2 protein-coding genes and 1 pseudogene are annotated in these 4867 nt (G+C 72.3%); 1 reads left to right on the forward strand and 2 read right to left on the reverse strand.

Annotated features, from left to right (window positions below):
* Positions 1-401 precede the first annotated feature (401 nt).
* Together AB0J36_RS33795 and AB0J36_RS33800 are read right to left on the reverse strand one after the other, a co-directional pair.
* Positions 402-1976, reverse strand: a complete 1575-nt coding sequence (locus AB0J36_RS33795) for an FMN-binding glutamate synthase family protein (RefSeq protein ID WP_357121606.1) — start codon at positions 1974-1976, stop codon at positions 402-404.
* 224 nt (positions 1977-2200) lie between these two features.
* A complete protein-coding gene (locus tag AB0J36_RS33800) occupies positions 2201-3331 on the reverse strand; it encodes an N-acetylmuramoyl-L-alanine amidase (protein ID WP_357121609.1) in 1131 nt (376 codons plus the stop codon).
* A 173-nt stretch (positions 3332-3504) separates the two neighbouring features.
* On the opposite strand from AB0J36_RS33800, the pseudogene AB0J36_RS33805 reads away from it, so the two are divergent.
* A pseudogene (locus AB0J36_RS33805) lies at positions 3505-4227 on the forward strand (hypothetical protein); the annotation flags it as partial.
* Between the last annotated feature and the right edge of the window lie 640 nt (positions 4228-4867).

Consider the following 4867-nt stretch of genomic DNA (forward strand, 5'->3'; position numbering starts at 1 on the left):
CTGCCTGTGCTTAAACATGTTGACTCACAGGCATCACGCTCTTCGGGCGGCGGGCCGGTGGGGCGCGGGCCGGTGGGGCGGTAGGCCCGGCGGCGGTTGGCGGTTGGCGGCGGGCGGCGGCCCGGTGGCCCGGCGGGCCGGTTGGGGCGGTAGGCAGGTTGGCGGCGGGCCGGCGGGCCGGTATGCGGCGGGCCGGTGGGGCGGTAGGCCCGTTGGTGGTTGGTGGTTGGTGGTTGGTGGTTGGCGGCGGGCGGCGGCGCGGTGGCGCGGTGGGCGGCGGGCCGGCGGCGCGGTAAGCGGCGGGCCGGTGGGCCGTAGGCAGATTGGCGGTGGGCCCCGTGGGCGGCGGGCGGCGGGCGGTGGGCCCCGTGGGCGGCGGGTCGGTGGGTCGGTGGGCGGGATCAGCCGACGGCGGTGGGTGACGGCGGGGCGCTGCCGCCCTGGGGCGCCTCCGGGATCATCAGCCGGATGATCTCTTTCTGGTCGGCAGCGGAGGGCAGGCCCCAGTGCGGGCGGTACCCGTACACCTCGTGCAGTGGGGTGGAGCCGGTGCGGCCGTCCAGGATCTCCACGGCGTCCGTGCCGATCAGGCCGGGGTGTTCCACGCCGCAGGCCTCGGCGACCTTGGTCAGGTCCCGGCGCAACGTCGCCAGGTAGTTGGCCGCCCGGACGGATTTGAGCGTCGGGTCGAGGCCCCGGGCCAGCCACGCGTTCTGTGTCGCCACCCCGGTGGGGCAGGTGTCGGTGTGGCACTTCTGCGCCTGGATGCAGCCGATCGACAGCATCGCCTCGCGGCCCACGTTGACCATGTCGCAGCCGAGTGCGAACGCCACCACGGCGTTGTCCGGCAGGCCGAGCTTGCCGCTGCCGATGAACACCACCCGCTCGTGTAGGTCGTGTTCCGCGAAGACCTTGTAGACCCGGGAGAAGCCCTGTTGGAACGGGAGCGACACCGAATCGGTGAAGATCAGCGGCGCGGCGCCGGTGCCGCCCTCGCCGCCGTCGACCGTCACGAAGTCGACGCCCCGGCCCGTGTCGCGCATCAGGCCGGCCAGCTCCTGCCAGAAGCTCAGGTCGCCGACCGCAGACTTGATGCCCACCGGCAGGCCCGTCTCGGCGGCCAGCAGCTCCACCCAGTCCAGCAGGCTGTCGCAGTCGGAGAACTCGGCGTGCCGCGACGGGCTCACGCAGTCCCGCCCGGCCGGGATGCCCCGGGTCGCGGCGATCTCGGCGGACACCTTCGCTCCGGGGAGCAGGCCGCCGAGGCTCGGCTTCGCCCCCTGGCTCAGCTTGATCTCCAAGGCGCGCACGGGAGCACCGGCGACGAGGTCCTTGAGCCGGTCCAGACTGAACCGGCCGTGTTCATCGCGGCAGCCGAAGTACGCCGTACCGAGCTGGAAGACCAGCTCACCGCCGTTGCGGTGGTACGGCGACAGGCCACCCTCGCCGGTGTTCTGCAGACATCCGGCGAGGGCGGCGCCCTTGTTCAACGCGGTGATGGCGTTGCCGGAGAGCGAGCCGAAGCTCATTCCGGAGATGTTGACCACCGACCCTGGCCGGAAGGCGCGCGCTCGACCCCGGGCCGCGCCGAGCACCTTCGCGCACGGCAGTCGGACGTCGTGCCCGGCCGTCGGCGACGACGGTGGCACGGCCCGGCCGAACGTGCGGTGCTTGATGATCGGGTACCCGGGCGTGAACTCGATGTTGTTGTCCGTACCGAAGCCGAAGTAGTTGTTCTCCTGCTTGGCGGACGCGTACACCCACCGGCGCTGGTCCCGGGTGAACGGCCGTTCCTCGTCGTTGCCCGCCACGATGTACTGCCGAAGCTCCGGCCCGATCGCCTCCAGCAGGTACCGGGCGCGGCCCAGCACCGGGAAGTTGCGCAGCAGCGCGTGGTCGCGCTGGATCAGGTCCCTCGCGGCGAGCGCCGCGACGGCGGCGGCGACCGCGGGTACGGCTCGACGGGCCCAAGTCATGCCCAGCACTCTTTCCGCCCGCACCGTCGGCCAAACCGATCGGTCGCGCCGACGCGCTGGTCAGGACCCGGGTTGGGAGATGTTGACCAGCCAGCCAGCCAGCCAGCCAGCCAGCCGATGCGGCATCGTCGCAGGCCGACGGAGGGCCGACAACGAGGCGCGCGGCTTCGCGCTGGTGGCGGGCCCGGTGCGGTGCGGGTTCGACCCGCAGCGCACCCGGTGGCTCAGCGGTGCCGGAACGACTCGCGGACGGACCCGCCGACGATCGTGCACCACGTGCTGGTGCTGAGCTTGCCGTTGCGGGGCAGGCCGTGCAGCGCCTGAAGGTCCTGCACCGCCTTGCGGGTGGCATGGTCGTAGGCCCCGGTGACGGTGACCGCGTACCCCTTCTTGGCCAGGATCTCCTGCACCGCGGTGACCGGCGCTCCGCTCGCGTGCTGGTCCAACTCGGGCGCCAGCGTCTCCCAGGTCGCCGTGGTCAGCGTGGCGTCCACGTCCACCGGGATGCCGTTGCGGGCCTGCCAGTCCTGCACGGCGGCCACGGTCGCGGCGTCGAACGTGCCGCTGACCGTCACGGCGTAGCCCCGGAAGGCCAGCAGGTGCTGCACCACCCGGACCGACGGCGAGTTGACGAACCGCCACAGGTCGGGCCAGCGACGGGCCGGCACGTCACCGAGCGAGGTGCCGAGGGCGGCGTGCACGCGCCGCCGCAGCTCGGGGAACTGCCGGTAGAAGGCCGCGCCCGGGCAATCGGTCGTGCGGAAGTCCCAGTGGCCGAAGATGTCGTACGCGTGCAGCCCGTACTGCCGGCTGATCGCGACGCAGAGCTTGACCAGCGAGTCGGTGAGCGCCTCCGGTGGCGTCTCGGTGACGTAGGTGCCCTCGTTCTCGATGCCGATGGCCCGGCCGTTCTCACCCGGGCAGTGCGCCGCGATCATCTGGCGGTCGCCGGCTTCGAGGCGTTCCAGGCTGCCCCGGCGGCCCTCCAGTACGTAGCCGCCCCGGCTCACCGTGAAGTGTTGACCGGTGTCCGACCAGCCGTTGCCGTCCATGTGCAGGTCCTGGCAGTCGTGGGCCAGCTTGACCGCCTGCTCGCGGGAGTAGTCGGTGACGTTCGGGAATGCCATGTGATGCACGATGATCTTGTTGGTGGCGATGGCGCTGACCGACAGCGGGTCCGCCGGTGGGCGGGCGCCCCACTCGTCGCAGCTGATGATCCAGTCCAGGTCCGTGCCGGGGGCGGCCTGCGCCGCGCCCGAGAAGGCGAGTTCACTTCCGACGACGGCGACCGCGGCCGCGCCGAGACCGGCGCGCAGCAGTGTCCGGCGGTCCACTTCGGAATGCTCGACGTGCATGACAGCTCCTCCTGCGGCCGACGGCGGGGGGATGAAAAGTAGCTCCAGTGGCCGCACGCAACACGGAGAATATTGCCAGACCCGCCGGCGCGCCAGGGGTCGGCGGCGTTTCCCTGCGGGCTGGTGGGGGTAGGTGGGGCGGACTATCCCCGCTGCCCCTAAGGAATGACCAGATGAGTGACAACGTCAGCGACGCGGTGGGCGACGCCCTCCGCTCGGTGATGCTCTTCCTGCCCAAGGCCGTCGCCTTCGTGGCGATCCTGGTGGCCGGATGGCTGATCGCCAAGGCCGTGTTGAAGATCGTGGAGAAGATCCTCGAGCGGGTCGGCTTCGACCGCGCCGTCGAGCGCGGCGGCATCCGTCGGGCGCTCAACCGATCCCGGTACGACGCCAGCGACATCGTCGCGAAGCTCGTGTACTACGCGGTGCTGCTGCTCACCCTCCAGCTGGCCTTCGGCATCTGGGGCCCCAACCCGATCTCCGACCTCATCACCGCCGTGGTCGCGTGGTTGCCCCGCGCCTTCGTCGCGATCGTCATCGTCGTGGTCGCCGCCGCCATCGCCAACGCCGTCAAGGACATCATCGGCGGCGCGCTCGGCGGGCTGTCGTACGGCCGGGCCCTGGCGGGCATCGCCTCGGTGTTCATCCTCGGCCTGGGCGTCATCGCCGCGTTGAACCAGATCGGCGTGGCCACCGCGGTCACCACCCCGGTGCTGATCGCCGTGCTGGCCACCGTCGGCGGCATCCTCGTGGTCGGAGTCGGTGGTGGCCTCATCCGTCCGATGCAGAGCCGCTGGGAGTCGTGGCTGACCCGCGCCGAGCAGGAGTCGCAGCTGATTGCCACGCACACCCGCGCCTACCGTGCCTCCCGCGCCGAGGCCGAAGCCGAAGCCGCCCGCGCCGAAGCCGCTCGTGTCGAGGAGGCTCGCGCGGCAGAGGCCCGTGCCGAGGCCGCTCGTGTCGAGGCCGAAGCGGACCGCTCGACCGCCGCCCGCGCCGACGCGGACCGTACGTCGGCCGTCGGCCGCCCCTTCGAGGCGGACCGCACGTCGGGGACCACCCGCCCGTCGGATGCCGACGTCACGCAGGTGACGACCCGATCCGCCGACCCCGACACTACGCAGATCGTGAGCCGCCCGTCCGACGCGGACGCCACGCAGATCGTGACCCGCCCGTCGGACGCGGACGCCACGCAGATCGTGACCCGGCCGTCGGACGCGGACGCCACGCAGGTGACCCCTCGTCAGTCCGATCCCGAGGTCACGCAGGTGGTCACCCGGCCGTCGGACGCGGACGCCACGCAGGTGCGGCCGTCGACCGATGACACGACGCAGGTGGTGGGCCCCGGCCGGGACGCCGACACGACCCAGGTGATCAGCGGCGGTGCGGTCCCCGGGCAGCGCACCGGCGACGACAGCGAGACCACGACGGTCATCCCGCCCGTGGATCCCGACCGGCGCTGAGCCGGGGACCGCACCGCCGCTGATCACCTGGGTCGTGTCGGCGTCCCGGCCGGGGCCCACCACCTGCGTCGTG

Origin of the sequence: Micromonospora sp. NPDC049662, from assembly GCF_040675055.1 — a bacterium.
Lineage (GTDB): Bacteria > Actinomycetota > Actinomycetes > Mycobacteriales > Micromonosporaceae > Micromonospora.

What these genes read in the sequence shown, in the direction of transcription:
- AB0J36_RS33795 (WP_357121606.1), bottom strand. Translation starts at nt 1,976, where the DNA reads ATGACTTGGGCCCGTCGAGCCGTACCCGCGGTCGCCGCCGCCGTCGCG.
- AB0J36_RS33800 (WP_357121609.1), bottom strand. Translation starts at nt 3,331, where the DNA reads ATGCACGTCGAGCATTCCGAAGTGGACCGCCGGACACTGCTGCGCGCC.